Below are 25,665 nucleotides of genomic sequence, written 5' to 3'. Positions count from 1 at the left end.
GATTGATAAAGGATTATTAGTCATCTATATCCGCCGGAGGCAAAGGCAGCAAAATGACAAATGTCGTGCCCTGATCTGGCACACTTTCTTTGATATACACTTTTCCACTGTGATAGTCTTCCACAATGCGTTTCACAAATGCAAGACCGAGTCCCCACCCGCGTTTCTTGGTACTGGTACCCGGCAAAAAAACCTGCTTAAACATATGCGAAGGCATGCCTTTTCCCGTATCGCGCACTTCAATAACCACCCGGCGTTCCTCCACGCGCGACGACACTTCAATGCGACCTCCTCGGCCTTCCATCGCATCGGCGGCATTTCTGAAAAGATTTTCAAACGCCCATCCCAAAAGCTCCCGATTGATCGGAACAACCGGCACATCGTTCAGTTCCTCTAAAATTTGCACATTCTCTGGCAAGCGCGCGCGCAAATAACCCGCAGTTTCAGCCACCACATCGCGCACCTGACCCAATCGCAATTCGGGTGTAGAACCAATCAAACTAAAGCGAGAAGCGATCTTATCCAATCGGCTCGTATCCCGATCCATCTCTCCCAGGATATCTTTCAGCCTCTGGCTACTCTCTTTATCACCCTCTGCATCCAACTCGTCCTTCAACAGCGCCAACCAACCGTACAGCGAAGACAGCGGCGTACCCAACTGATGGGCTGTTTCCCGGGCCATCCCCACCCATAAAGACCGCTGTTCTCTATTCTTAATATACCGAAAACCGAGATATCCACCTCCAGTAAATAAGATCGTCACCCCAAAAGCGACCCAAGGCAACCAGTTCAAACGCTTCTCCAGCGCGGACGCACCCCAGTGCAATTCCCAGATTTCCGGTTCCTTCTTAATGGGCCATTCAAACCGCAATGGATCTTTTTCTCGATCGAGCGCGTAAGCCTTATCCATCACCTTGCCCAGAGTTTCCGGACTGTGGTCGTCAAAGGGAATGCCAACCGCTTTCCAGTGTCTGGGAACACCCTGTTCGTCTGTGATTACGACCGGAAAATTGGGATTCAAAATGGTATCAAAAATGACATCCTTATAAAATCCCTCGACCTTAATTGTATCCAGGGTAACCACACTGTGCATAAAAGCGTAGAACTCTCCCATACGCCTCGCTTCTTGCCGCATGGGTTGCACCACATAAAGCTGAGTATAAATGAGGAACGCGATGACAATAATAACCGCCAAAAGAAAAAAATAAGCCGTCAAAAAACTTTGACTGGACAGGCGTAAGTGTAAATCCTTGAGCTTGTCCTCGATCTTATTTGCATTTGTGAACTGCATGCGTCCCTCCATTCAGTGGTCCTTTCTCCCAACCAAAAACGCCCGACACTTTTTTGAGTTCCCAATCAAAACCAAAGTCCGAAAATTTCCGCATTAAAAATAAAAAACGCCTTCAAATGAACAAAGACGTTTTTTAGGGCGGACCAATTCAAGGCGTATAGACAAGGGAGGACGAAGGGGAAAAACGAGTTGCAAAAGTGCGGGACATTTTATATGTTATATTGAAATTCGTTTTGATTATTCATCACATTCACAAAAGAAAGGGGTGAGTCCAGGCATGCCTGGTGTCCTCGTACGCGACGACGAACCGTTCGAAAGAGCACTCAAGCGGTTCAAAAAAGCCTGCGAAAAAGCCGGTGTTATTTCCGACATGAAAAAAAATCAACACTTTGAAAAACCGAGTGAACGTCGGAAACGAAAAATTGCCGCTGCAAAACGCAAGCGGATCAAATTGGACCAGCAATACACCCGCTAAGTCTTTCGCAATTATTTGAATTAAGCGATAATCACTCAGGGTGGCTATCGCTTTTTTTTATCCAATCCCATCTTGCTCATCAAATGAACATCGTCGATCTCATTCTTGCCCTCGGCCTCTTCTGGTTCGCTCGAAAAGGATGGCAAATTGGGCTGGTACAAAGCCTCATCATGCTACTCAGCGTGATACTGGCTTATGGTTTTGCCCTCACTTATGGCGAAACAACAGCGCGCGCTTTGTTCGATACAACGGAAGACCTCGGCACAGGCACCGCGCTATTCGGGTTCTTCGTGGTATTTGTAGCCGTCCTGGCCGCCTGCTATTTTCTCGGGCGCGCCCTTCACGGAATGCTGCGTGCCTCACCTCTCGGCGCGATTGACGCATTTGGCGGCATTGCTCTGGGGCTGGTTCAAGGCGCATTGATTTTAGGCCTGATCGCCATATTTTTTCGCGCCCATCCCATCCATAGCCGCGCGCCCGAATTCATCGACAATTCCACCTTAGGCGCACCACTTCAAAAATCCGCCCGGATGATTGCCGAGGGTGTACAGGCCATGTTTCCCAACGTAAAAACCCTGCTCGAAGCACTGGGCATTCAAATCGAAAAAACGCCTCCTCTAATTGAAAAGCTGAACAAAGAAGCCGGTGAAGCGCGAAAAAAAATCAACGAAATACTTGAGGAATCCAAATAGGGACGGGTTTTAAACCCGTCCCTACTGTCACACAGAGACGACCAATGTCCATAACCAGTGACCTGCTCATCTCTCCGGGCAAATACTGCAATTCGCTCACGGAATATGCCCGCTTCAAAACCCGTGAAGTCGATATCGGGGGTGTACCACTCGGCGGCGACAATCCCATTCGCGTGCAGTCAATGACCACAACCGATACCATGGATACCGAAGGCACGGTCGCCCAATCCATCCGCATGATCCGCGCTGGATGTGAATACGTGCGTATAACAGCACCCAGCCAGAACGAAGCCCGCAACCTCGAAAACATCCAAAAAAAAATCAGAGCCGCGGGCTATAACACCCCACTGATAGCCGACATTCACTACACCCCCAACGCCGCTGAAATCGCCGCCCGAATCGTGGAAAAAGTGCGCGTGAACCCCGGCAATTACGCCGACAAAAAAAAATTCCAGATCATCGAATACACCGATGAACAATACGCCGAAGAACTGCACCGCATCCGCGACAGATTTTCACCACTGGTCAAAATCTGCAAAGAATACGGCACAGCCATGCGGATTGGTACCAACCACGGATCGCTCTCAGACCGCATTATGAGCCGGTTTGGCGACACCCCACTCGGCATGGTCGAATCCGCCCTCGAATTTGCGCGAATATGCATTGACCTCGACTATCACGACATCGTATTTTCCATGAAAGCCAGCAATCCGCAAATCATGGTTCAAGCCTACCGCCTGCTGGTACACAAAATGATGGCCGAAGGCATGAACTATCCGCTCCATCTGGGCGTCACGGAAGCTGGTGATGGCGAAGACGGACGCATCAAATCGGCCGTGGGCATAGGCGCACTACTCGAAGACGGCCTGGGCGATACCATTCGCGTCTCCCTCACCGAAGAACCCGAAGCCGAAATCCCCGTAGCGCAAACACTGGTCGCCCGCTATCGCAACCGAAGCGATCACGCGCCAATACCGGACATTCAAACATCTCATATCGATCCGTTTTCTTACACCCGCCGCGCAACGCGACAGATCGAAAAAATCGGCAAACCGAGTGCCCCAATCGTCATTGCCACCCCACAGGGCACCATCACCCCCAAAACCCTGCAACCCTTTGGCTATTTGTACGACGCGGCACTCGACAAATGGCATATCGCCGACATGGCCGTTGACTTTATCGACATCGGCGACCGCACCCTGGACTTTGAACTGCCAGGCACGCTGGGCGTCATCCAAAATGCCCGGACCTGGTCGCCCGCATCCACGGCATATCCAATTTTTTCTGCGGCTGCATACTTGCAAACCAATCACACATCCGAGCGCATCACCTTTGTTTGTGCCGAACTCGAAGAACTCGACGCACCGCTTATCCATGCGCTCAAGACCGATCCCTGTACAGTGCTCGTCCTGCAAACGCACAACACCCACGCCATGCCCGAACTGCGCCGCGCATTCTGCATGCTTGCGGATTGGCATTGCGACATACCCGTAGTCATCCGCCGAACGTATAGCGCAACAATGTACTCAGACAATGACGCCTTCATGCTCCACGCTGCCACAGACTGCGGAGGACTACTCGTCGATGGCCTCGGCGATGGCCTGTGGCTTGAGGCATCCGATCCAATAGACGATCACGTCCTCACCCGCACAGCCTTTGGCATCTTGCAAGCCACGCGCACCCGCATCTCCAAAACCGAATACATATCCTGCCCATCGTGCGGGCGCACCCTGTTCGACCTGCAGGAAACCACCGCCCTGATTCGAAGCCACACAAACCACCTCAAAGGCGTCAAAATTGGCATTATGGGCTGCATTGTCAACGGCCCGGGCGAAATGGCCGACGCCGATTACGGCTATGTAGGCAGTGGTCCCGGCAAAATCACGCTCTACAAGGGTAAAGACATCGTCAAACGCAATATCCCCACAGAAGGTGCGGTTGACGAACTCATTGACCTGATACGGGCTGGCGGCGATTGGATTGAGCCAGAGACGAATAGACGAATAGACGAATAGACGAATAGACGAATAGACGAACCCCGCCCAACCACCCAAAACCTCTGGATTGCGGCTAAAATCATGCCGCAATGACGGCTTTCATGTACATTACCTGTTTCATCGATTCGCCGATTCGTTGATTCGCTGATTCGTCCCAGGGAGTTCCTCACATGCCGCGCATTCCAGAAACCACCATCGATCAAGTGCGCCTGTCCATCGACATAGTCGATGTGGTAAGCGATCACGTTGCACTGACCCGCCGGGGCAAAAATTTTGTCGGCCTGTGTCCTTTCCACGACGACTCCACCCCCTCCCTGAACGTCTCACAAGAAAAACAGATCTACAAGTGTTTCGCCTGCGGCGCAGGCGGCAACAGCTTTACATTTCTGCGCGAAATAGAAAACATCAGCTTTATCGAAGCCGTTCGCCAACTCGCCGACCGCGCGGGCATAGTCCTGCCCGATGCAAAACCCGCAGACCCGGACCAGCAGGAAGTCTTTGACCAACTCTACCGCGCCAATGAACTCGCGGTCAAATATTTTCACCACCTGCTCACACAAGACGAAAAAGCCGCCGATGCAATGGCCTACCTCAAAAATCGCGGCATAAACCGCGACGTCATCGATGCCTTTTCTCTCGGTTACGCGCCCGATCAATGGGATGGCTTCTTGCAAGTCGCCACCCGCCGGGGATTCTCTCTGCAAATACTCGAACGCGCCGGCCTGGTCACACCAAGACAAACAGGAGACGGTTTTTACGACCGCTTTCGCAATCGCATCACTTTCCCCATTCACGCCGCCACAGGACGCCCGGTAGCTTTTGGTGCACGCGCCCTCGACCCCAACGAACAGGCAAAATACATCAACTCTCCGGAAACCCCTGTGTACAACAAAAGTGCCACCCTGTACGGCTTGTGGCGCAATAGAGACTCCATCCGCGATGCGGGTGTAGCACTCGTTGTAGAAGGGTACATGGACCTCATTGCCCTCGCGCAATACGACATTGAAAACGCAGTCGCATCCTCTGGCACAGCACTTACCACCGACCACGCGCGCCTGCTCAGGCGTTACGCGCCCAAAACCATACTCATCTTCGACGGCGACACCGCCGGAGCAACCGCGGCAATGCGGGGGATCGGATCGCTCTTTGAAGTGGGCCTTGAAGTGCGCGTTGTCACCCTGCCCGAAGACCACGACCCCGACAGCTATGTGCGCGCCCAGGGACCCGACGGCCTTCTGCGCCTCACCGAAAACGCCGCACCCGCCATCGACTTCCTCATAGAACAACTTGCGCAACAAAACGACCTTTCCACCGTAGATGGCAAAACCCGAACAGCACACGCATTGGCCGAACTCGTTGGGCGCATCACAGACAAGGCACTCAAACAATTTCTCATCAAAGACATCGCCGAAAAAATCGGAATAGATGAAGAAATCCTCATCGGCATTGCCCAAACACAACGCCGCTCTACAAGACCGCAAAACGGACAACCAGAACCCGAAACTTATGATACGCGGCCCCGTTCCGAGCGCGAACTGCTCACCTACCTGATGCAACATCCCGAAACCGCCGATAGCGTCTTCAATCAAATTTCTCCCGACAACTTTACAAACAGTGCTTACCGGCAAATCGCCGCCCTGATTGCTCGCAACCGACAGCAAAAACAATCCATTGAAGCCGCGCACCTCATCGATCAGTGCAACGATGCTCGCTTGTGCCGCATATTAACCGATCTATCTCTGGAAATTGGAATTGAGAATCCCAACATTGATGTTCCCATTCAAGATTATATTCACAAGTTCCAGCTCAAAAGTCTCGAAAGCGAAATCGAACGGCTCGAAAAGCAATTGCGCCAACCGCTTTCTTCCGACGACCTGCGCGCCACACTGGAAAAACACCGCCACCTCACTGCCCAGCGCAAAGCGATAGCTGAGCCAAAATAAATTTCACGAGGTATCCAATTTTCAGTTGACAACTTATCTATGTTCCTTATCTTTCCTTTTTGGGTTAAATTAGCAAAACTGAATTTGGGGCGCATAGCTCAGTTGGTTAGAGCGACGGACTCATAATCCGTTGGTCCGGGGTTCGAGTCCCTGTGCGCCCACCATAAATCATCGCGGTGACCATCCAGCGAGGTCGCCGTTTTTTTGTGAACAGTCATTTCATTATTTTCTGGATAATCGCCTGAAACGCTTTATTCTATACAATGCGTTTGGCACTTTTTGCGGGGGGTAACGAGTGCAAACCATCACCAAAGCAGACCTGGCAAAAATACTTGCAGATGAAATTGATTGCAAAAACACAATGGCAAAACAAGCCGTAGATGTACTCTTTGAAACCCTTGCAGAAGCCATCATCGAAGGTGAACGGATCGAAATTAGAGGCTTTGGAAGTTGGGAAGTCAAACGCACCAACGCCCGTCCTCGCGCACGCAATCCCCGAACGGGCGAAGAAGTCTATGTACCTGCGCGACGCAAAGTGGGGTTCAAACCCGGCAAAATACTTCGAGATGCCCTTTCAACCCCTCTCAAAGATCTGGAATAAACGGGGTAAGGAGATCTAAAAACACCGCAGCAAATCTGCTGCGGTGTTTTCTTGTAACGCTGACAATGTAACTTACAAAGCCTCATAAAGATTTTCAATCTGCTGCTCCACCAGACGCAACCGACGGCTGAGGCGGTCTCCTCGCTTGAAATCTCTTTTTTCAAAAGCCGATGCCATTCCCCGTTCCAATCGCAATTTCTCACCTTCCAATGCCTCAATTTGTTTTTCAACCTCAGAATCGAACTCTCCATCTAGCGTCTTATCTGATCTCCATTTTGCCCAAAAATCTGAGAAATTGCCCACATGGGATTCCAAATTCAGATCGCGCACTTCAATCACGCGCTCGGCAATTTTATCGAGGAAATAGCGATCGTGTGAAATCACTATCAGTGTGCCGTCAAAATCTTCAAGAGCATCTTCCACCTGCTCGCGGGATGCGATATCCAGATGATTGGTTGGCTCATCTAATAGCAACATATTGGCCCCAGACACCATCAAACAGGCCAACTGAACGCGGCTTTTTTCCCCACCACTTAAATTGCCGACTTTTTTGTCCAGATCACGCCATGAAAATAAAAACCTGGACAACACCCCACCTCCCTGATCGCGGTTCAACTCACCCGACAAACAGATCTCTTCGAGAATGGTTCGGTCGTCATTTAAGGTCTCGTGTTCTTGTGCGTAATATCCCAATTGAATGCGTGGACCAATTCGCATTGTGGGGTGTTCCCAGGCAGCCTCGGCAACAATATCCTTAAAGAGCATGGATTTACCCGTCCCATTACCCCCAACCAATCCGACGCGCTCGCCCGATTGCACCAGCAAATCAACATCTCGAAACAGCGTGCGCTTACCTGCTTTGCGCCCGTACTTTCGCAACTCCAAAGCAATTTTTCCACTGCCTTGAATCGCGCCAAATGCAGGATCAATGCGCTGGCGATCCATGACTGGCCGATGGATCCGATCTATGCGGTCCAGCATTTTTCCCTTGTTTCTCGCACGCCGTATATTTTTTTCTCCACCCCACAATTCAAAACGCTTGATCATCTCCTCCAGCCGTTGAATTTCCTTCTGCTGGTTGTCGTATGCCGCTTTCTGCAAGAGCAATTGACGCATTTTTTCTGCGCGGTAGGCCGAATAATTGCCCATATATGTGCTGGCTTTTCCATCTTCAACTTCCACGATCCGATTCACAACCCGGTCCAGCATATAGCGGTCGTGCGATACCAGAATCACCGTTCGGTCCAAATTTTGCAAAAATGTCTCTAACCAGGCTAATCCTTCAAAATCGAGATGATTGCCCGGTTCGTCCAGCAACAGCAGATCGGGCTCGCCCAGCAGAATTTTTGCCAAGCCCACCAGATTCTTTTCACCGCCACTCAATACATCGACAGATTGGTCCCGCCAGGCATCTATACCCAGTCCATCTATGACCGCATCAATTTTTGCCTGACAAGCATAGCCATCTGCCCGCTCAAAAGCCTCCTGTAAGCGCCCGTACTGTTCCATCACCGCATTGATCTGATCGGACACACCGTTTGCCATCTGATCTTCCAGTTTGCGCATTTTGCGCTGCATCTGATTGACTGCTTCAAATACCGAGGCGATTTCTTCTTCAACACGCCTTCCCGCCTGAAATTTCAGGTGCTGCTCGAGATACCCCGTAGATATGCCTTTTACCTTACTCACTGTGCCAGAAACGGGTCTTTCAATACCCGCAATCAATTTTAAAATGGTAGTCTTTCCGCAGCCATTGTCACCAATCAAACCCACCTTTTCGCCCTTATTGATCTTAAAAGACACATCAACCAGCACATCCTGAGCACCGTAATCCATTGCAATATGATGTAATTCCAAAATAGTCATTTTTTTTCAAATATGAATCGCCTCATCCTCCACATTCAACGCGGCCTCCTTCAGTGCCTCTGGCAGCGTGGGATGCGCGTGCATTGTTCGCGCAATATCCTCTGCACTCGCGGAAAATTCCATTGCCAGAACCCCCTCGGCGAGCATATCGGACGCGCGTGCGGCCAAAATGTGGATACCCAACACGCGGTCCGTCTTTTCATGTGCAATAATCTTCACCTCTCCATCCACCGCCTGTAGCGTATGTGCGCGACCATTGGCAGCTATTGGAAACTTGCCCACCTTGTAGGGAATGCCATCCGCCACAACCTGCTCCTCTGTCAAGCCCACCGATGCCAGTTCTGGATGCGTGTAAACCACATTGGGAATCGCGCCATAATTCACATGCCCCGCCCTTCCCGCCATACATTCCACCGCAGCCACACCTTCTTCCTCTGCCTTGTGCGCCAACATCGGACCGGGAATCACATCGCCAATCGCATAGACACCCGGCAAATTTGTCTCAAATACGTCATCAACCAGAATGCGCCCCTGGCCATCCATCTCCAACCCCACATCTTCGCCACCCAGCCCATCGGTATTTGGCCTTCGCCCAACAGCGACCAACAACCGGTCACACGTCTCTGAAGTCGTCTCCCCGCCCTGTGCGAGCGTCACAATCACCTTCCCATCGCAAACCTCAGCCGACTTCGCGCGCGTTTCAAACGAAAACCTCAGCCCCTGCTTCTCCAGCACCTTCTGCAAACCGAGGGACAATTCGCGGTCCATCGTCGGCGTCACCCCATCCAAAAATTCCACCACATGCACCTCTGCACCCAGGCGACGCCACACCGACCCCAACTCGAGACCAATCGCACCTGCGCCAATAACAATCATCTTCCCGGGCACCTCATCCAGTGCCAACGCCTCGGTAGAACTGATCACATACTCGCCGTCATAAGGCAAATTGGGCAACTCAACAGCAGAACTACCCGTAGCAATCAAAATGCGCTCTGCCGAATAAATATCCCCATCAACATCGACCTTTCCATCGCCAGCCAGCCGCCCCAGCCCCGAAATATGCGTCACATTATTCTTCCGAAACAGACCGCGAATACCGCCCGTCATCCTCCGCACAATACCGGACTTGCGCTTCATCATACCCTTCAAATCCAGTTCCACACCACCGGTCTTTACACCGTGAATATCCAGCGAAGACGCCGCCTGATGAAACAATTCACTCGACTCCAAAAGGGCTTTACTCGGAATACAGCCCACATTCAGACATGTACCCCCCAATGCCTGTTTCTCAACACACGCCACGCGCATGCCCAATTGCGCCGCGCGAATCGCCGCGACATACCCCCCCGGACCAGCACCAATAACAATGAGATCGAATGTATTATCTGCCACGAGAGGCTCCTCAAAATCGGTAAAAAATTCGGGCACCCACGAGGGATCGCCCCTACGGTTTATCCGTCATCTGCGTCCATCTGCGTCCATCTGCGGATCACACCTCCAGCATCATACGTGCGGGATCTTCGAGCAAGTCTTTTACGCGAACCAGAAATGTGACCGAAGTCTGGCCGTCAATCAGGCGGTGATCATAAGTCAATGCCAGATACATCATCGGGCGAACAACCACCTCATCCCCCACGGCGATGGGCCGATTCTGAATCGCGTGCATGCCCAAAATCCCCGTCTGAGGCGGATTGAGAATAGGCGTTGACAACAGCGATCCAAACACCCCGCCATTGGTAATTGTAAACGTGCCCCCGCTCAACTCATCCAACCCCAGCTTGCCTTCTCGCGCAGAGAGCGCCACGCGCTTAATTTCAGACTCAATAGTGGCAAAAGACATGCGCTCTGCCGACTTCAAAATCGGCACGACAAGACCGCGATCAGTACCCACTGCAATGCCCATATTGACATAATCGCGATAGACAATATCAGAACCATCGATACTGGCATTTACATCGGGATATTCCTGCAAAGCAATAACACTGGCGCGAACAAAAAAAGACATCAAACCCAGGGATATGCCGTGTACCTCTGCGAACATCTCTTTGTATTTGGCGCGCAGATCAAAAATACCGCTCATATCTACTTCATTAAACGTCGTCAACATCGCCGCGGTCTGCTGTGCAGAAACCAGACGCTCGGCAATACGCGTGCGAATCTGGCTCATGGGTTCGCGCCGCTCGCCATCGCCCGTAACAGCGGGAGCAGGAGGTGGCGCAGGCGTTTCGGGTTCAGAAACGGGCGAATCGGGCACTTCAGACCCTTCTGAATCGAGATACGCCAGCACATCTCCTTTGGTCAATCGGCCGTCCTTTCCCGTCCCTGTAATCGCCGCGGGATCGAGATCGTGCTCTGTCACCAATCGGCGCACTGCCGGACTCAAACCATCGGCCTCCTCCGGTACTTCAGCCTTTAAAACAGCTTTACCATCCTCATCTATTGTAGCAATAGTCTCACCGACCTCAATCGTATCACCATCGGCCTTCAGTGTATGCAACACACCCGCCGAAGGCGCGGGCAATTCGACATCGGCTTTATCCGTTTCAATAACCGCAAGGGGTTCATCTACCGCCACGGCCTCGCCATCCGATTTCAACCACTCGACCAGAATGGCATCGGTCACTGACTCTCCCAATTCGGGCAAAACCACATCAACAGGCATGTACGCGCCTCCCTAAGAAAAATCCAGAGCCGTCTCCACGATCTCTTGCTGTTCGGCCAAATGCACCGACTGAATACCCGTGGCCGTTGCAGCCGTGGGCTTTCGTCCCAGATAGCGCACTGGCTTTTTGTTATCGAGCAACCTGCGGAGTTTTGGCTCCATAAAATCCCAACTACCCATATTTTGCGGCTCTTCTTGTCCCCAAAAAATATCCGCATCGCCGTATTTTTCAAGTATAGCCCCCACCTCATCCCACGGAAAGGGATAGTGTTCCTCAATCCGCACCAGTGCGACCCGTTCCTCGCCCTTTTTGTCCCGCCCCTCTTTTAAATCAAAAAAGACCTTACCCGTACAGAAAACAACGCGCTTCACACCGCCGGGATCGGGCTGTGCGGGATCGTCTAAAACGGGATAAAACGCCCCCTCGGACAAATCCTCGAGCGTTGAAAACGATTCTTTGTGCCGCAACAAACTCTTTGGCATCATCAAAACGAGAGGCTTGCGAAATGCGCGCAGCATCTGGCGGCGCAGCAAATGAAAATACTGCGCGGGCAGCGTGGGGCAACCCACCTGCATATTGTCTTCGGCACACAACGCCTGAAACCGCTCTAACCGCGCACTCGAATGCTCTGGTCCCTGGCCTTCAAACCCGTGCGGCAACAGCATCACCAGCCCGCTCATCTTTTGCCATTTGGCCTCAGAACTGGAAATAAACTGATCGATAATCATCTGCGCGCCATTGGCAAAATCGCCAAACTGGGCTTCCCAGATCGTCAATTTATTGGGATTGGCATAGCTCACGCCAAACTCAAAGCCCAGCACTGCCAACTCCGAAAGCATCGTATTATAGACCCTGAAACCACCCTGACCATCCGATAGATGGTTCAACGGTGAATAAATCGAGCCATTTTTGACGTCGTGCCACACCGCTTGCCGATGACTAAATGTACCCCGCTGAGAATCTTGCCCCGCCAATCGCACCGGGAACCCATCCACCAACAAACTGCCAAATGCGAGCATCTCCGCACAACCCCAGTCTATACCCACCTTACCGTGGACCATTTGCATGCGGTAATCGAGTTGGCGCATCAATTTGCGATAAGCGTTAAATCCCTCGGGCACAGTCGTCGCCTTTTCGGCAATATCAATCAATGTTTCTCTGCTCACCGCGGTTTTTGCCGTGCGATCTGCGCCCGCCTTCCCAAATCCCTTCCACGCGCCCCCAAATGCAGGCTCACGCGGTTTTGTCTTTTGATTTTTCGCATCGACAAATGCCGCCTCAAGCTTCTCGCGCACACCCTGCTTCATCGCATCGACATCATCCTCTGTTGCGATATTTTGCTCAATCAAACGCCTCGAATACAAATCGACAACCGTTGGATGCTCGGCGATTTCAGCAGATTGCAGGGGCTGTGTAAAAGCCGGATCGTCGGATTCATTGTGACCGTATCGGCGATAACACCACAGATCGATAATCACATCGTTCTTCACCGCCTGGCGATAAGCCATAGCCATACGCGCCGTGTGTACCACAGCTTCGGGATCATCCGCATTGACGTGAAAAATGGGCATCTTAACGATCTTTGCCACATCTGTTGGATACGCCGTAAAACGGGACTCCCGGGGCAGTGCTGTAAAACCAATCTGGTTATTCACAACAATATGAATCGTACCCCCATTATCATAGCCATCCAGATGGGACAGGCAAATCGTCTCAGGCACAATGCCCTGCCCGGCAAAAGCGGCATCGCCGTGAATGATCAGCGGTACGATATGCTCGTGCTGAACATCGCCTTTTGTCTCTTGCTTCGTACAAACAATGCCCTCAATCACGGGATTGACCAATTCGAGGTGACTCGGATTTGGCGTCAATCCCAAATGCACTGTATGCCCATCGCGCGTGACATACTCATGGGCGAACCCCATGTGGTATTTTACATCGCCCGACCCCTCTCCCAACTCAACACCCTCAAATTCACTGAATATCTCCGGATAGGGCTTTTGCATGATATGCGAAAGCACATTGAGCCTACCTCGATGCGCCATCCCCATCACCATTTCTTCGACATTTAGCGCAGCCCCAGTTTCAATAAGCGCGTGCAACATCGGGATCAGCGCTTCGCCACCTTCAATAGAAAATCGCTTTTTCCCGATATATTTAACATGCAAAAATTGTTCAAACTCCTGTGCTTCGATCAATAGCCTCAACAGATCCCGGCATTGTTCCGCACTGAATTTCGGCGAATTTAAGATCGGTTCCATGTGCTGCTCCAGCCACTCGTGCTGGCTCTTATACGGAATATCGGTGTATTCTACCGCCACAGAACCGCAGTATGTTTGCCTGAGCTTTGCAACGAGGTCGCGCAACGTCCCGTCCGTGGGACCGAGGAACCCGCCATCGCCGACAATTTGATCCAGGTCCTCTTCTGTAAAGCCGTATTCGGACAACTCCAACAGCGGATATGGTGGGCGCGTATAACTCATCGGCGCGATATCGGCGACCAGGTGCCCCCATGTGCGATAGGCATTGACCAGAGCCAGAGCCCCCTGCTGCCTATTCGCATCCATGCGGGTATATTCCTCCAATGTGTCATAAGCATCGAGAAACGCCATGACATTTTCCTCCGCCTGGCTTTCATCTGACGCATCTGGAGTCAAGTCGGCACCATCGCGCTGCATCCCCAAATCAAACCCCGCAAAAAATATATGCCATCTTTCATCCACCAGATCTGGGTCTTGTTTGTACTTCTCATACATCGCGTCGATATAATCGGCATTGGCAATCGCAGCAATATCGAATGACATAACAATCCCCACCTTTCTATAGCCTTTACAAGAGGTGTATCGTACACACCCGAAAAAGTAACGCCTACACCGCATCATGTCAAGATAGCACTGGTCAGCGAGCGCCTCAACCGCTCACCCCGTCCAAAACGACTTCGTCTTCCGCGCGAGTTGATAGAGCTTAAAAGAATGGCGCAGCAGGGGTAGCGCGCCCCAGCCGAGATGGTATTTTCTGCGGATACGCCACATAGCCCTATCTCGATCTTCCCGCTGGCTTACACTTTGAGCATGCACCCGATAATAATATAATGTCTCGGACACATAATGCCCAATCCCCCCCTGTTTAAGCGCGATATTTAGCCACAAATCCCAATCCTGATATCGACGCACAGCGGGATCGAATCCGGGAAAGCTATCAGCTCGAATCAACGCAGCGAGATCGATATAATTTCCCGCGCGCAATCGCCGCACGTCAAACGGACCAGACACCTCGCGATCGCCCTGCTGTAAATCGTCATCTACAAACACAATGCGATCGCCATAAGCATAAGCCGCGTGGGAAACTTCTCCCAATGCACCGTAGAGCACCTCTAAAAAGCGCGGCATCATCACATTGTCCGCATCAAAAAACGCGACATAAGAAGTCGAAACCTTCAAAAACCCAAAATTCCGAGCGCGATTGCCATTGCGAAAATCCACGCGACAGTACTGCACATCGGAAAATGATGCCACAACATCTGCCGCATTGTCTTCACTCGCATCGTCAACCACCAGCACCTGACGGGGCAAAAGCGTCTGTGACAAAACCGATTCCAAACACGCGGCGAGATAATGACCGTAATTGTGCGCGGTAATCACTACCCCAATGTCTGATCGCGCACTCATACAGACCAATCCGCCAGCTTTAACAGGGCAATTTGATACTGCAAATTCTTCAAAGCATCCGCACCAGAAACCACAATCCGCCCACCTTCGCCGCGTACATCCTTGCCAAATTCATCGATTAAAATATGCATAAAATCATCGCAAATCACAGCCTCGTCTCCGTGGACTAATCGCGCGCGATAAATACCCTCCTCATCGGCAAACCCCTCCCAATTCACCAAAAAGCCATTAACGCCAAATTGCCGCACGGGAACCCCCGCGTCGATATCGCGCAAAACAAACCGCACATCGCACCGTCCATTGGGCGTAACCACCTCGAAACCCACGCGATTCTCCCGCTCGCCTATTGCACACGAGGCCGTAGCCCAATCGATTTCCCCCCCTGGCAAAAACCCCAGAACCAAACTCAATGGATGGGAAGCCACATCAATCCAGATATCTTCCCGCGCCTTTGATCCCCCGCGCCCCTTCACCTCCATCTCCATCTCAAGTGAATCAATCGCATCCCACGCCCCCCGCACACGCGTGTAAAAATCGCGATAAACTGAAATCCCCGCAGGATATTGTGCAGACATCACCAGCGACTTACCCACCTGCTCCGCCGAATGCACCACAGCCCGTCCATCTGCCAAAATATCATCCAGACTCCTATCCACATCCCAGCACAGGGGCTTTTCGCACACCACATGGCACCCACTCTCCAGAGCCATAATTGCATGGTCTCTGTGCAGATTAAAAGGACTTGAAACATCGACCACATCGGGCTGTTCAGCCGCCAGCATCTGCGCCACATCTGTATAAGCGCGCCCATCAAATCCAAAATACGCCTGCAATTGCGCCCGGGTCTTTGCACACGACGCTTCCGAAGTACCCACAAATGCCACCACCTGAGACCCCGACAAATGGTGCCATCGCGCGTGGTGCTGCCCAATGCCACTCGCGCCAATAACAGCGACCTTTAATCTATCAGGCATTTTGCTCTCCTCGCATTGAGATCGAAAAAACACTGCGCTATAATAGGTACTTGCTCCGAAAATTCAACCCTTTTCAGTTAATCGCCAAGCTAAATTAATCTAACTTATCATAATTTGAGAAAAAAATAAAAAAACTTGTTGACATAAGCCCAACATTTGTTTTGCTTGTTGTGCGAGTGTTTTACTAATAAAACAATTTTATAGATCACAAAACAAAAAAGACTACTACCAAACCAAATTTTAAGACTTTTTTGGTCATTTTTTATAGAAATCCAACAGGAGGAAAGCAATGGACGTTTTGGAAGCTATTCACACGCGGCGCACAATTTTTAAGTTCAAACCGGGTGGTGTGCCCAAAGATGTGATTGAAAAAACTTTTGAGGCCGGTCTTTGGGCACCCAATCACCATTTGACAGAACCGTGGCGATTTGTAGTCCTGGGAGAAGAAACCAAAGAAATACTGGCGCAACGCTACAGCGAAATTCAGGAAGAAAAAGCGGCTGAAGGTGCCAGCGACGAGGCCAGGCGCATATTAAAAGAAGCCGGTTATGCCAAGTTCATGTCAAAGCCCACAATTATTGCAGTGGCCTGTTTGCAAGATGGCGATGAAATCAAGAACAGAGAAGACTATGCAGCCGCGTGTTGCGCCATGCAAAATGTACAGTTGGCTGCTTGGGCAGAAGGGATTGGCATGCAGTGGAGCACGGGGCCGATCACCCTGGAAGAAAACACCTGCAAATTGCTGGATGTAGATACCGAGAACGAATACATCATCGGATTTTTCTATACTGGATATCCGGATGAAATACCAGAACCGAGGCGCAAACCCCTCGAAGAGGTGCTGAGCTGGACGGATTGATTCCGCTAACGATGAATGGCTTTGAATTCTTTGTTCTATATCGCCTACCTACCCTATGCAACAGTGCTGCCGGAGACATGGGTGGAACTTGATACGGAAGATGTGCAAACAACTGTATCCACATAAAAGGAGTATCATTATGAAAGAATCAGCGCATCCATCAACTTCGGACGAGGAGATAGTTGATCGGCCACAGGATTCCAACGCTCGTAAAGGTGGGCTGTCTCTGATATTGACTGCATTAGCAACAGGTGTTGCCGTTATTGGACGAGTCGCCGCCGACGCGGATCGGCCCACGTTTGCTGAATCGCTCGTCGCGATCTCAGAGAGTGGTGGCCTTTACGCTACGGGAGGTGCTGGCAGGCTGCTCTCGGGGGTTGCACTGGTTGCAGGTGCGTGGTTTTTGACGAGAACCTGGATTATCAAGGAGCGGCTGGGTACGCCTCTGGTACCGGTGCTGTTCGCTGTGTCTGGTCTTTTTACGATCATTTCCGGGGTGTGTACAATCGCGCTTGTTGCCATTGCACCAGAAGTGACCGCCACGGCAGAGACGACCGAATACCTTCGATGGTTCACCGGCAAAATCGGTTTCTCGGCAGCTGGATTGGCGCTCATCCTCGCGGCGCGGTACCAGTGGAAGGTCGGCGGTCAGCTCAGATATGTCGCACCCGCATCTGCGGTTATCGGCATCGCTATGCAATTTATATGGACAGACGCAACGATCAGCCTGCATCATTTCAGTGGTCCAGCCTTCGTTCTATGGTTACTGCTCATCGGTACGATGCTGGCGACAGGCCGGGTGGAACGCCACTTCGTGGCGATGCAAAACCGAGAAATGTAATGTGTGAGAATAACAGTTGCAGCAATAGAGGTGTTTCGATGAAAATTGACCGCTATGATATTACGCATAGGGTGTCTCGACCGGCTTTAAAAAACTGGGCATTCTGGCTTTCAACTGAAGACGAGGAAAAAGTGAGCTCAGTCGGGCTCCGTGAATACCACATGCGATTCGGGTCTGCACAACTCAAGATGGGTGGCATCTGCGGGGTCGGCACGAAGGAGGAACATCGCAACAAGGGATACTCTCGGCGCGTCATGGAGCATACCATGGCGTACATGACCGAGAACGGATTCGATGTCTCCATGCTCTTTGGTATTCCAAACTTCTACTATAAATTTGGCTATGCGACAGTTCTGCCGGAAACATACGTGGAATTTGATACAGAAGAAGTGCAAGCAGCTACATCTACATATCAGATCCGAAAATTTGAGACAGAGGACGCGCCGAAAATATTGGATCTCTACGCAGTAAACAACGCTGAACGAACAGGGACGCTGTTAAAAAAAGAAATCGGTTGGAAAGAATTCGCGACGACGGGTGACTTTGGGGTTGTCGCTGACCCTTTTGTTGTCCTGAGCGAAGCCGGTGAGGTGATTGGGTATTTCGTCTTCGGCGCTCTGCCCATCTCTCACAGTGGCGTGGAGAGATTCTAATCTCGACAGATCTGGGACAGGATTGTTTGGAAATTGATCGGGGCTGCGTTGCACACACCAACAGCCGGGCTAACACCTTCCACCTTGAGACGCCGCAGGACAAGCTGATCCAACTGATGATGGGGCGGCGAAGCATTGAAGATCTTGCCATTGAACCCGATATTTCGGTAACTGAGGAAATTATTCCTGTACTGGAAGCCCTCTTTCCACTCGGTCATCCACACGTTTGGTGGCCCGACCGATTTTAGTGAACGGGTGGGTTCACCCATTCATTTAAATTAGTAAAAAAATATTGACATAAACCCAACACTTGTTTTATTTGTTGGGCGAGTGTTTTATTAGTAAAACATTTTTATAGACCGCCAAACAAAAAAGACCACCTGTCGTTTCGAGAGCCAGCCAGCTCACGACAGATGGTCTGAGTCACGCCATAAGCACGACTCGCGTTCAAAGTAGGGTTTTTCGCGCATCATGTCAACCCACTTTGAATGGCATTGTGTTTCACACAGGAGAAAAGCATGCGCTTCAAACTGCTCGCTTCGTTTCTATCTCTGGCATTTGCACTACCCACCATAGCCGAAGAAGACAAACGACCCGAATTGCCCGGCAGCATATACGACAAACCCTATATCAAACGCATGGGCAGAAATGTGGCTATCGGCGGATATATTGACCACGAATTTGAGTGGACAGAAGGAAAAGACAGCACCTTTGACCAGCACCGTTTCATCCCCTTCATCTTTTCGGAAATCACCGACCGAATTCACGTTTCGTGCGAAATCGAATTTGAACACGGCGGTCTCGTCAAAGGCAGCAGCAACACCGATGGCGAAATCAAACTCGAATTCGCCATCATGGACTTCACCTTTACAGAAGCCTTCAACTATCGGGGTGGTGTCATACTCTCCCCGCTCGGGCGCTTCAACCTCCTGCACGACAGCCCGCTCAACGACCTTACCGAACGCCCCACCGTGAACCGTCAGATCATGCCATCCACCCTCTCAGAGGCAGGAATGGGCTTCTTTGGCACCTTTTATCCCTCCGAACTCTCTGTGGCAACTTATGAACTCTACCTCGTCAACGGGTTCAATGAAAAAGTCAACTCCGGCGGCAATCTCCGCATTCGAAGCGGACGGGGCAGCCAAAAAACGGACAACAACCACGACAAAGCACTCGTCGGACGGTTCGGCTTCAGTCCGCGCCTGGGTATTGACCTCGGCGCATCTTTCCACACGGGCAAATACGACGATGCGAACAACAACCGCCTCTCCATCTTCGGAGCCGACGCGCAATTTACACAGGGACCCTTTGAACTTCAGGGCGAATACGGACAGGCCACCGCCGATGGATTTAACGGCGACCAGCGCGGTGCTTATGCACAGACCAACTTTCATTTTGGGCACGATCATTTCTTATCAGAATCCGTGTTCACAGCCATCGCGCGCTGGGACTGGGTCGATTTTGATACCTCGATAACTGGCGATTCGGAATACGGGATCACCTTGGGCGTGAACTTCCGTCCCGTTGAAGATACAGCTTTCAAGCTGGACTACAACACCACCTATAAAACGCCGGCAAATGGCGACAGAGGCGACGGCATTGGACGCCTCTTCTTTTCGATTGCATCGTATTTTTAAAAAAAGAAGTTAGAGAAAACAGTGATAAAAAATAAGTATGTATTCTGTATCATGGTCTGCCTCCTGTCGGGACTCGGATTCGCGCAAGGTCCCGATGGCCCAGAGGCTATCACTGTTTACCTCACAGAAGAACAGGCTCTAAAAAAAGCCTTCCCAGATGCAGACACGCTCTGGAGCGAAGTCTGGACCCCAACCCCACAAGAACGCCAGCGCATTGAACGGCGGTTGGGATGGCGCCTCGAAGAACCCGATTTCACGATTTTTCAGGCAAAAAAAAATGACCGACATCAGGGATATGCGATCATCGCGAATCAAATAGGCCTCTACAAACCCATCACCTTCATCGTCAAAGTCAAGCCCGACCACCGCGTTGGCGGTGTATGGATCATGGTCTATCGCGAATCGCGAGGCGGTCAGGTCAAACGCCAGCGATTCTTGACCCAATATACAAACAAAAACATCGATCATCACATTCGCCTCAACCGCGACATTATCGGCATCAGTGGCGCAACCCTATCCGTACGCGCCTTAAATGCGGGCGTGAAGAGAGTTCTCACCGTCCTCGATGTCATTTACACGGAAAAAGAACCCCAATGAGTGCTACACCTCAAGCCTCCGCGCGCAGGAGCAAAACCATCCCGCTTCACAAAGAACAGCCCAAAACGCGAAAAAAACGCGCCGAATTTTTCCGCAAACTCCATCGCTATGTCGGCATCGGCGCACTCATATTTTTATCTCTTCTCGCCGTCTCGGGTTTTTTGCTCAATCACCCCGGCCTACTCGGCGCACCCTCAGAACGCACCCTCTCATTCGCAGTTGACCCCCGCGATCCCCAACACCTCTATCGCGGCACGCGCTCGGCTCTTTATTCCTCTGAAAACGGCGGCAAAACCTGGACCGAAGTCCCCATGCTCTTCGCGGCAGAACGCGCCGTTGACATCGCCTATGCACCCGACAACCCAGACCACATTTACGTCGTCCTCGAAGACCTGGGCCTCATCCGCTCAACCGATGGCGGCATCGTCTGGGAGCAAGTCGGCCTCGGATTTATGCCCCTTGCCGAAGGCATCCGCCTCCAGCGCATTGGCATAGGCTCCACCCAAAACTTGAACCTGTGGACCTCAGGCGGTCTGCTCACCAGTTCCAACGGCGGAAAAACCTGGGCCTCCGTCGGTCAATCTACAAAACCCGGACGCGACCTCTACACGATCATGCACCAGATTCACACGGGTTATTTCTTCGCCGACTGGTTTGTCTATCTCTACGACATCGCCGCCTGGGGCCTGATCGGCCTGTCCATCTCTGGCCTGGTCATCTGGTGGCGCACCCGAAAGCGCCGCATACATCGCACATAAAAAAAGGGCGATCGGTTCTGACTTGGCGGTCCATCACCGATCACCCACACGCGACAGAGAGATCAAACCCTCTGCGCTTGCAAGATACAATATAACAGCACGCCTTTTCAGCGTCAATATTCACACAGGGGAGGTTTATGAACCGACGTTTTTTATTTAGCATCTGTCTAACGCTCGCGCTGCCCATAAGCATCATGGCAGAAGACCAGAAGTCAGCGCCCAAAATCAAATTCACGGGATACGGTGAACTCATCTACTCCCACTTCGATTACGGTCCCGACCAGAAAAGCGGCCCAGCGGGTTCGCCGCCAGATAGCCGCGCCACCATTGATATCGCGCGTTTGGCACTCGAAATGGAGTTGCGTCTGCTGCGCGGTGTCGAACTGGAAACCGAAGTGGAAATCGAACACGGCGGTACGGGCGGTGCCCTCGAAATCGAATACGAGGAATTTGGCGAATACGAAACCGAAGTGGAAAAAGGCGGGGAAGTCATCCTCGAAGAACTCTACATCAAACGCAGATTTAGCGACGCCTTCAACATCCGCCTGGGCCACTTCTACGTCGCGGTGGGCCTCACCACAGAGCAATACCATCCCACGGACTTTTTTGGCACCCGCCGCCCCGAATCGGAAACCGCGGTTATTCCGGCAATATGGCACGAAACAGGTATTGAAATCAGTGGTCATACCAATCGCCTGACCTATCAACTCCAACTCGTCAACGGCTTAGACGCCACGGGCTTCGATTCGCAAAACTGGATTGTGGGCGGGCATCAAACGCGCTTTGAAGAAGTCCGCGCAACCAACATGGCCCTTGTGGGTCGGTTGGACTATCGCCTCTTTGATGGCCTCACCTTTGGCGTATCGGGCTATCGCGGCAACAGCGCCGACAACCGCCCCAAACCCGACATGAAAGATACGGACGCCTACGTATCCATTTTTGATGTCCACGCTGTGCTGCGATACAACCGCTTCCGCGCACAGGGCATGTACCTCTACGGAAACCTGCAAAATGCGGACATTGTCAGCGAGCGCAACCGCACATTGTCCAACAACCTCGATGTCTTGAGAACGCCCGTTGCCAGTGCCGCGTATGCGTTTTACGCCGAAGCCGGTTATGACATCATGCCCTTTTTCTCCTCGCATAAGGAGGACCAATGCCATCTGTTCTTTCGATTTGACAGCTACGACACAATGGCCGAAATGCCACAGAACTTTTTTGACAACCCACGCTTCCAACGCCGCGTTTACACGCTCGGCATCAACTACACCATGGGCAACGCCGTCGTCCTGAAAGGCGACTATGCCATGCGCCGGGTGGGAACGGGTAACTTCAACGGCGAAAACACCGCTAGTTTTGCACTCGGTTTTCAATTCTAACTTTTTAAAGGAGAATCACCATGAAATGCATTAAACCCTTACTCGGTATTATCCTCATCCTATCCCTCGCGGCCTGCAGCAGCGAGGGCGAAAATCCGGTCGCGCCAGAACCAGAACCCGGATATGATTTTTCACCCATCTTGACCGACTTTGCCGACAAAACAGTTATCCCGACCTACAAACACCTTGCCGACGTCTCCACAGACCTCCTCACCGCAGTGACGAATCTCAAAAACAATCCCTCGTCAGCTACGCTGGGAACAGCCCGAGCAAAATGGGTGGCCGCGCGTACGCCCTGGGAACAAAGCGAGGGTTTTTTGTTCGGACCCGTTGATTTCAGCGGCTATGACCCCGCGCTGGATTCCTGGCCCGTCAACCGCACGGACCTCGAAGCCGTCCTGGGCAGCAGCGATCCTTTGACTAAAGCATCCGTAAACAACCTCGCCAACGAACTCAAGGGATTTCACACCATTGAATTTTTGCTCTTTGACGAAGGCGGCAGCAAAACCATTGACGATTTCACTCCGCGCCAATACGATTATTTGATCGCAGCAACAGAATTGCTCGAAGACGCGGCAACAGACTTGCACACGAGTTGGATCGCATCCGGCGAAAACTTCCGCGCACAGGTGGCCAATGCCGGCGCGGGAAGCAGTGCCTACACCACGCAAAAAGCCGCTGTCCAGGAAATGGTCAACGGCATGGTCGGTATTGCCGACGAAGTTGGAAACGGCAAAATTGCCGATCCCTTTACCGAGCAAGACACACGCCTGGTGGAATCGCAATTTAGCTTTAACTCCCTCCTCGATTTTCAAGACAACATGCGCAGCATTCGAAATGTTTATGAAGGAGGCTACAATGTTGAAGCAATGGGCCTCGATGAATTTATCAAAAGCAAAGACCCTGCCCTCGACCAGCGTGTCAAAGCGGAAATTCAGGCGACCATTACAGAAATTGGCAAAATCTCCTTCCCATTCCGCGATGCCCTCGCCTCCGACGCCGCGCAAATAACAGCGGCGCAACAGGCCATTGCAACTTTGCAACAAACGCTCGAAGGGGATGTTATGGATCTGGTACGGGCAGAACAGTAGCCAGACCCCACACCGCCCAACTCCACCGTCCTGAGGTGGGGATGGGCAGGCTATGCTTAGCGTCGTGAACTGTTCCGTGTCCTTAGTGAATCATGAAATATGAAAATAGATCGCCAAATTTTATACACCATTACCGCAATCCTGTTCTTTTTGGCCTGCGGCAGTGACAAGCCTGCTGGTCCCGATATCGTTCCTTCGCCTGACAGTGCCCTATCTGGCGGGGAGGCGGCAACCGTCTTCGACGCATCCAGCCAGGCTTTTGAAATGCCCATACCGACACTTTCACCCGACGAACTCGACAAATTTTTTGCGGGTGATCTCGCCTTTGAACAAGTCTTTGTCACGGCTCCTGCAGACGTCAACCCCGGATTGGGTCCCGTATTTAGCCACACCTCTTGCGTGGGATGTCATCTGCGCGACGGGCGAGGACGCGGTGCATTCGGCTCTGAACCACCCTTTGTCGGCTCCATGCTCATGCGCGTCAGCCTGCCCGGATTCACCCCGCACGGCGGTCCTGTACCCGTTCCCGGCTTTGGCGGACAGCTCGGCGACCGCTCAAACTATGGCGTCGCACTCGAAGCGCGTGTTCAAGTCAGCTTTTATGAAACAACAGAAACCCTATCCGATGGCGAACAGGTTTACTTAAAACACCCCATCTACACCATTGTTGACGCATATCAACCACTGCCCGCGGGTGTACTCCTGTCAGCACGCATGGCCCCGCCCGTATTTGGACGTGGCCTCCTGGAAGCCATCCCCGAGTCCGATATCCTCGCCCTAGCAGATCCCGGAGATGCCAATCGAGACGGCATATCGGGCCGCCCCAATTACGTGTACAATTTTCGAACAGGCCAAAGAGAACTGGGGCGTTTTGGCCTGAAAGCCAACAACCCCGATCTTTTGCAACAAACTGCCGGCGCGTACAACGAGGACATGGGCGTTACAAACCCCTATTTCCCTCAGGAATCCGTAGCCGGACAACCCCAGCACGATGGCCGCAACGACGATCCGGAAATCTCAGAGGAAATACTGGACGTCACCACATTTTACTTACAAACCCTCGCCGTGCCCGCGCGGCGTCTGTGGGATGATCCACAGGCATTGCGAGGCGAAGCACTCTTTGAATCAACCGGTTGTGCAAATTGCCATACAACCACATTTAAAACAGGCAACCACAGCATCTCGTCGCTATCGAATCAAACCATTCACCCCTACACTGATTTGTTGCTCCACGACATGGGCGAAGCCCTCGCCGATAATCGTCCGGACTACGAAGCCGATGGCCGCGAGTGGAAAACGCCCCCACTGTGGGGCATTGGACTCACGGAAACCGTCAGCGGAGTTCCAGCCTTCTTACACGATGGTAGAGCCAGAACCCTGCTCGAAGCCATTATGTTTCACGGCGGCGAAGCCGAACAATCGCGCGAAGCCGTGCGAAACTTGTCCAAAACAGACCGCGACGCATTGCTCGCCTTTCTGCAATCATTGTAGCGTTCTGCACAAAAAACAAAAATGCCACCGGTTATCGCCCGTCAAAGCAGAAAACCGATGGCAGAGAGCCACACCTCAAAGGAGGCGCAGCATGTTTTAAACATAAAATTTATGCACCATAGATGCAAAAAGAAAATGGAGTTGTACAGATTTTTAAAATTCTCAACCCCAATATCTCATCAATGCGGA

22 protein-coding genes and 1 tRNA gene are annotated in these 25,665 nt (G+C 51.8%); 16 read left to right on the top strand and 7 right to left on the bottom strand.

The genetic code is table 11. The features are described 5' to 3' along the window. Window positions 1-16: 16 nt before the first annotated feature. Window positions 17-1,291 carry a HAMP domain-containing sensor histidine kinase gene (locus OXH16_22100; GenBank protein ID MCY3684099.1) on the bottom strand — a complete coding sequence of 425 codons (1,275 nt, stop codon included), beginning with the start codon at window positions 1,289-1,291 and terminating at the stop codon, window positions 17-19. 277 nt (window positions 1,292-1,568) lie between these two features. On the opposite strand from OXH16_22100, the gene rpsU reads away from it, so the two are divergent. From rpsU to OXH16_22070, 6 genes are all read left to right on the top strand, one after another. Continuing rightward, window positions 1,569-1,766, top strand: coding sequence for a 30S ribosomal protein S21 (gene rpsU, locus OXH16_22095; GenBank protein MCY3684098.1), 198 nt, complete (start codon window positions 1,569-1,571; stop codon window positions 1,764-1,766). Window positions 1,767-1,849: 83 nt separating this feature from the next. Then, entirely contained in the window at window positions 1,850-2,458 is a 609-nt protein-coding gene (locus OXH16_22090) for a CvpA family protein (protein MCY3684097.1), read from the top strand. 44 nt (window positions 2,459-2,502) lie between these two features. After that, the gene (ispG, locus tag OXH16_22085; GenBank protein ID MCY3684096.1) at window positions 2,503-4,473 is read left to right on the top strand and encodes a (E)-4-hydroxy-3-methylbut-2-enyl-diphosphate synthase; all 1,971 of its coding nucleotides are present in this window, start codon (window positions 2,503-2,505) and stop codon (window positions 4,471-4,473) included. A gap of 152 nt (window positions 4,474-4,625) precedes the next feature. Continuing rightward, window positions 4,626-6,398 carry a DNA primase gene (gene dnaG / locus OXH16_22080; protein ID MCY3684095.1) on the top strand — a complete coding sequence of 591 codons (1,773 nt, stop codon included), beginning with the start codon at window positions 4,626-4,628 and terminating at the stop codon, window positions 6,396-6,398. Between the two features lie 87 nt (window positions 6,399-6,485). Continuing rightward, a tRNA-Ile gene (locus OXH16_22075) sits at window positions 6,486-6,562 on the top strand. A gap of 131 nt (window positions 6,563-6,693) precedes the next feature. Next, entirely contained in the window at window positions 6,694-6,999 is a 306-nt protein-coding gene (locus OXH16_22070; GenBank protein MCY3684094.1) for an HU family DNA-binding protein, read from the top strand. Window positions 7,000-7,071: 72 nt separating this feature from the next. On the opposite strand, the gene OXH16_22065 is transcribed toward OXH16_22070, so the two are convergent. The 6 genes from OXH16_22065 to OXH16_22040 form a co-directional block, all read right to left on the bottom strand. Beyond that, complete coding sequence (locus OXH16_22065) at window positions 7,072-8,865, bottom strand: ABC-F family ATP-binding cassette domain-containing protein (protein ID MCY3684093.1); 1,794 nt, start codon at window positions 8,863-8,865, stop codon at window positions 7,072-7,074. Between the two features lie 6 nt (window positions 8,866-8,871). After that, a complete protein-coding gene (lpdA, locus tag OXH16_22060) occupies window positions 8,872-10,257 on the bottom strand; it encodes a dihydrolipoyl dehydrogenase (GenBank protein MCY3684092.1) in 1,386 nt (461 codons plus the stop codon). A 97-nt stretch (window positions 10,258-10,354) separates the two neighbouring features. Next, entirely contained in the window at window positions 10,355-11,527 is a 1,173-nt protein-coding gene (odhB, locus tag OXH16_22055; GenBank protein ID MCY3684091.1) for a 2-oxoglutarate dehydrogenase complex dihydrolipoyllysine-residue succinyltransferase, read from the bottom strand. A gap of 12 nt (window positions 11,528-11,539) precedes the next feature. Beyond that, window positions 11,540-14,332 (bottom strand): 2-oxoglutarate dehydrogenase E1 component, encoded by a 2,793-nt coding sequence (locus OXH16_22050; GenBank protein ID MCY3684090.1) that lies wholly within the window; start codon window positions 14,330-14,332, stop codon window positions 11,540-11,542. A 114-nt stretch (window positions 14,333-14,446) separates the two neighbouring features. Continuing rightward, window positions 14,447-15,196, bottom strand: a complete 750-nt coding sequence (locus OXH16_22045; protein ID MCY3684089.1) for a glycosyltransferase family 2 protein — start codon at window positions 15,194-15,196, stop codon at window positions 14,447-14,449. Then, window positions 15,193-16,170: a Gfo/Idh/MocA family oxidoreductase gene (locus OXH16_22040; protein ID MCY3684088.1), complete on the bottom strand. Its 978-nt coding sequence runs from the start codon at window positions 16,168-16,170 to the stop codon at window positions 15,193-15,195. The genes OXH16_22045 and OXH16_22040 overlap by 4 nt, the downstream gene beginning before the upstream one ends. A gap of 289 nt (window positions 16,171-16,459) precedes the next feature. On the opposite strand from OXH16_22040, the gene OXH16_22035 reads away from it, so the two are divergent. The 10 genes from OXH16_22035 (at window position 16,460) to OXH16_21990 (ending at window position 25,476) form a co-directional block, all read left to right on the top strand. Next, complete coding sequence (locus OXH16_22035) at window positions 16,460-17,029, top strand: nitroreductase (protein ID MCY3684087.1); 570 nt, start codon at window positions 16,460-16,462, stop codon at window positions 17,027-17,029. Window positions 17,030-17,168: 139 nt separating this feature from the next. Next, window positions 17,169-17,870: a hypothetical protein gene (locus tag OXH16_22030; GenBank protein ID MCY3684086.1), complete on the top strand. Its 702-nt coding sequence runs from the start codon at window positions 17,169-17,171 to the stop codon at window positions 17,868-17,870. A 38-nt stretch (window positions 17,871-17,908) separates the two neighbouring features. Continuing rightward, window positions 17,909-18,523 carry a GNAT family N-acetyltransferase gene (locus OXH16_22025; GenBank protein MCY3684085.1) on the top strand — a complete coding sequence of 205 codons (615 nt, stop codon included), beginning with the start codon at window positions 17,909-17,911 and terminating at the stop codon, window positions 18,521-18,523. 26 nt (window positions 18,524-18,549) lie between these two features. Next, window positions 18,550-18,771 (top strand): sterol carrier protein domain-containing protein, encoded by a 222-nt coding sequence (locus OXH16_22020; GenBank protein ID MCY3684084.1) that lies wholly within the window; start codon window positions 18,550-18,552, stop codon window positions 18,769-18,771. 270 nt (window positions 18,772-19,041) lie between these two features. Beyond that, complete coding sequence (locus OXH16_22015; protein ID MCY3684083.1) at window positions 19,042-20,160, top strand: hypothetical protein; 1,119 nt, start codon at window positions 19,042-19,044, stop codon at window positions 20,158-20,160. Between the two features lie 21 nt (window positions 20,161-20,181). Further along, window positions 20,182-20,757 (top strand): FMN-binding protein, encoded by a 576-nt coding sequence (locus tag OXH16_22010; protein MCY3684082.1) that lies wholly within the window; start codon window positions 20,182-20,184, stop codon window positions 20,755-20,757. Further along, the gene (locus OXH16_22005; protein ID MCY3684081.1) at window positions 20,754-21,515 is read left to right on the top strand and encodes a PepSY-associated TM helix domain-containing protein; all 762 of its coding nucleotides are present in this window, start codon (window positions 20,754-20,756) and stop codon (window positions 21,513-21,515) included. The genes OXH16_22010 and OXH16_22005 overlap by 4 nt, the downstream gene beginning before the upstream one ends. A 137-nt stretch (window positions 21,516-21,652) precedes the next feature. Next, complete coding sequence (locus OXH16_22000; protein ID MCY3684080.1) at window positions 21,653-22,894, top strand: outer membrane beta-barrel protein; 1,242 nt, start codon at window positions 21,653-21,655, stop codon at window positions 22,892-22,894. Window positions 22,895-22,914: 20 nt separating this feature from the next. Beyond that, complete coding sequence (locus tag OXH16_21995) at window positions 22,915-23,985, top strand: peptidase M75 (protein ID MCY3684079.1); 1,071 nt, start codon at window positions 22,915-22,917, stop codon at window positions 23,983-23,985. Window positions 23,986-24,084: 99 nt separating this feature from the next. Further along, entirely contained in the window at window positions 24,085-25,476 is a 1,392-nt protein-coding gene (locus tag OXH16_21990; GenBank protein ID MCY3684078.1) for a c-type cytochrome, read from the top strand. Window positions 25,477-25,665 lie beyond the last annotated feature (189 nt).

It is taken from the genome of Gemmatimonadota bacterium (genome assembly GCA_026705765.1).
In the GTDB taxonomy this organism is placed as follows: domain Bacteria; phylum Latescibacterota; class UBA2968; order UBA2968; family UBA2968; genus VXRD01.
Note: the sequence above shows the minus strand (reverse complement) of the source record. Positions and strands in the feature narration are given on the sequence as shown.

What these genes read in the sequence shown, in the direction of transcription:
- odhB (MCY3684091.1), bottom strand. Translation starts at nt 11,527, where the DNA reads ATGCCTGTTGATGTGGTTTTGCCCGAATTGGGAGAGTCAGTGACCGAT.
- OXH16_21995 (MCY3684079.1), top strand. Translation starts at nt 22,915, where the DNA reads ATGAAATGCATTAAACCCTTACTCGGTATTATCCTCATCCTATCCCTC.
- OXH16_22100 (MCY3684099.1), bottom strand. Translation starts at nt 1,291, where the DNA reads ATGCAGTTCACAAATGCAAATAAGATCGAGGACAAGCTCAAGGATTTA.
- OXH16_22090 (MCY3684097.1), top strand. Translation starts at nt 1,850, where the DNA reads ATGAACATCGTCGATCTCATTCTTGCCCTCGGCCTCTTCTGGTTCGCT.
- OXH16_22040 (MCY3684088.1), bottom strand. Translation starts at nt 16,170, where the DNA reads ATGCCTGATAGATTAAAGGTCGCTGTTATTGGCGCGAGTGGCATTGGG.
- rpsU (MCY3684098.1), top strand. Translation starts at nt 1,569, where the DNA reads ATGCCTGGTGTCCTCGTACGCGACGACGAACCGTTCGAAAGAGCACTC.
- OXH16_22005 (MCY3684081.1), top strand. Translation starts at nt 20,754, where the DNA reads ATGAGTGCTACACCTCAAGCCTCCGCGCGCAGGAGCAAAACCATCCCG.
- OXH16_22065 (MCY3684093.1), bottom strand. Translation starts at nt 8,865, where the DNA reads ATGACTATTTTGGAATTACATCATATTGCAATGGATTACGGTGCTCAG.
- dnaG (MCY3684095.1), top strand. Translation starts at nt 4,626, where the DNA reads ATGCCGCGCATTCCAGAAACCACCATCGATCAAGTGCGCCTGTCCATC.
- OXH16_22035 (MCY3684087.1), top strand. Translation starts at nt 16,460, where the DNA reads ATGGACGTTTTGGAAGCTATTCACACGCGGCGCACAATTTTTAAGTTC.
- OXH16_22025 (MCY3684085.1), top strand. Translation starts at nt 17,909, where the DNA reads ATGAAAATTGACCGCTATGATATTACGCATAGGGTGTCTCGACCGGCT.
- OXH16_22050 (MCY3684090.1), bottom strand. Translation starts at nt 14,332, where the DNA reads ATGTCATTCGATATTGCTGCGATTGCCAATGCCGATTATATCGACGCG.
- ispG (MCY3684096.1), top strand. Translation starts at nt 2,503, where the DNA reads ATGTCCATAACCAGTGACCTGCTCATCTCTCCGGGCAAATACTGCAAT.
- OXH16_21990 (MCY3684078.1), top strand. Translation starts at nt 24,085, where the DNA reads ATGAAAATAGATCGCCAAATTTTATACACCATTACCGCAATCCTGTTC.
- OXH16_22030 (MCY3684086.1), top strand. Translation starts at nt 17,169, where the DNA reads ATGAAAGAATCAGCGCATCCATCAACTTCGGACGAGGAGATAGTTGAT.
- OXH16_22000 (MCY3684080.1), top strand. Translation starts at nt 21,653, where the DNA reads ATGAACCGACGTTTTTTATTTAGCATCTGTCTAACGCTCGCGCTGCCC.
- OXH16_22015 (MCY3684083.1), top strand. Translation starts at nt 19,042, where the DNA reads ATGCGCTTCAAACTGCTCGCTTCGTTTCTATCTCTGGCATTTGCACTA.
- OXH16_22045 (MCY3684089.1), bottom strand. Translation starts at nt 15,196, where the DNA reads ATGAGTGCGCGATCAGACATTGGGGTAGTGATTACCGCGCACAATTAC.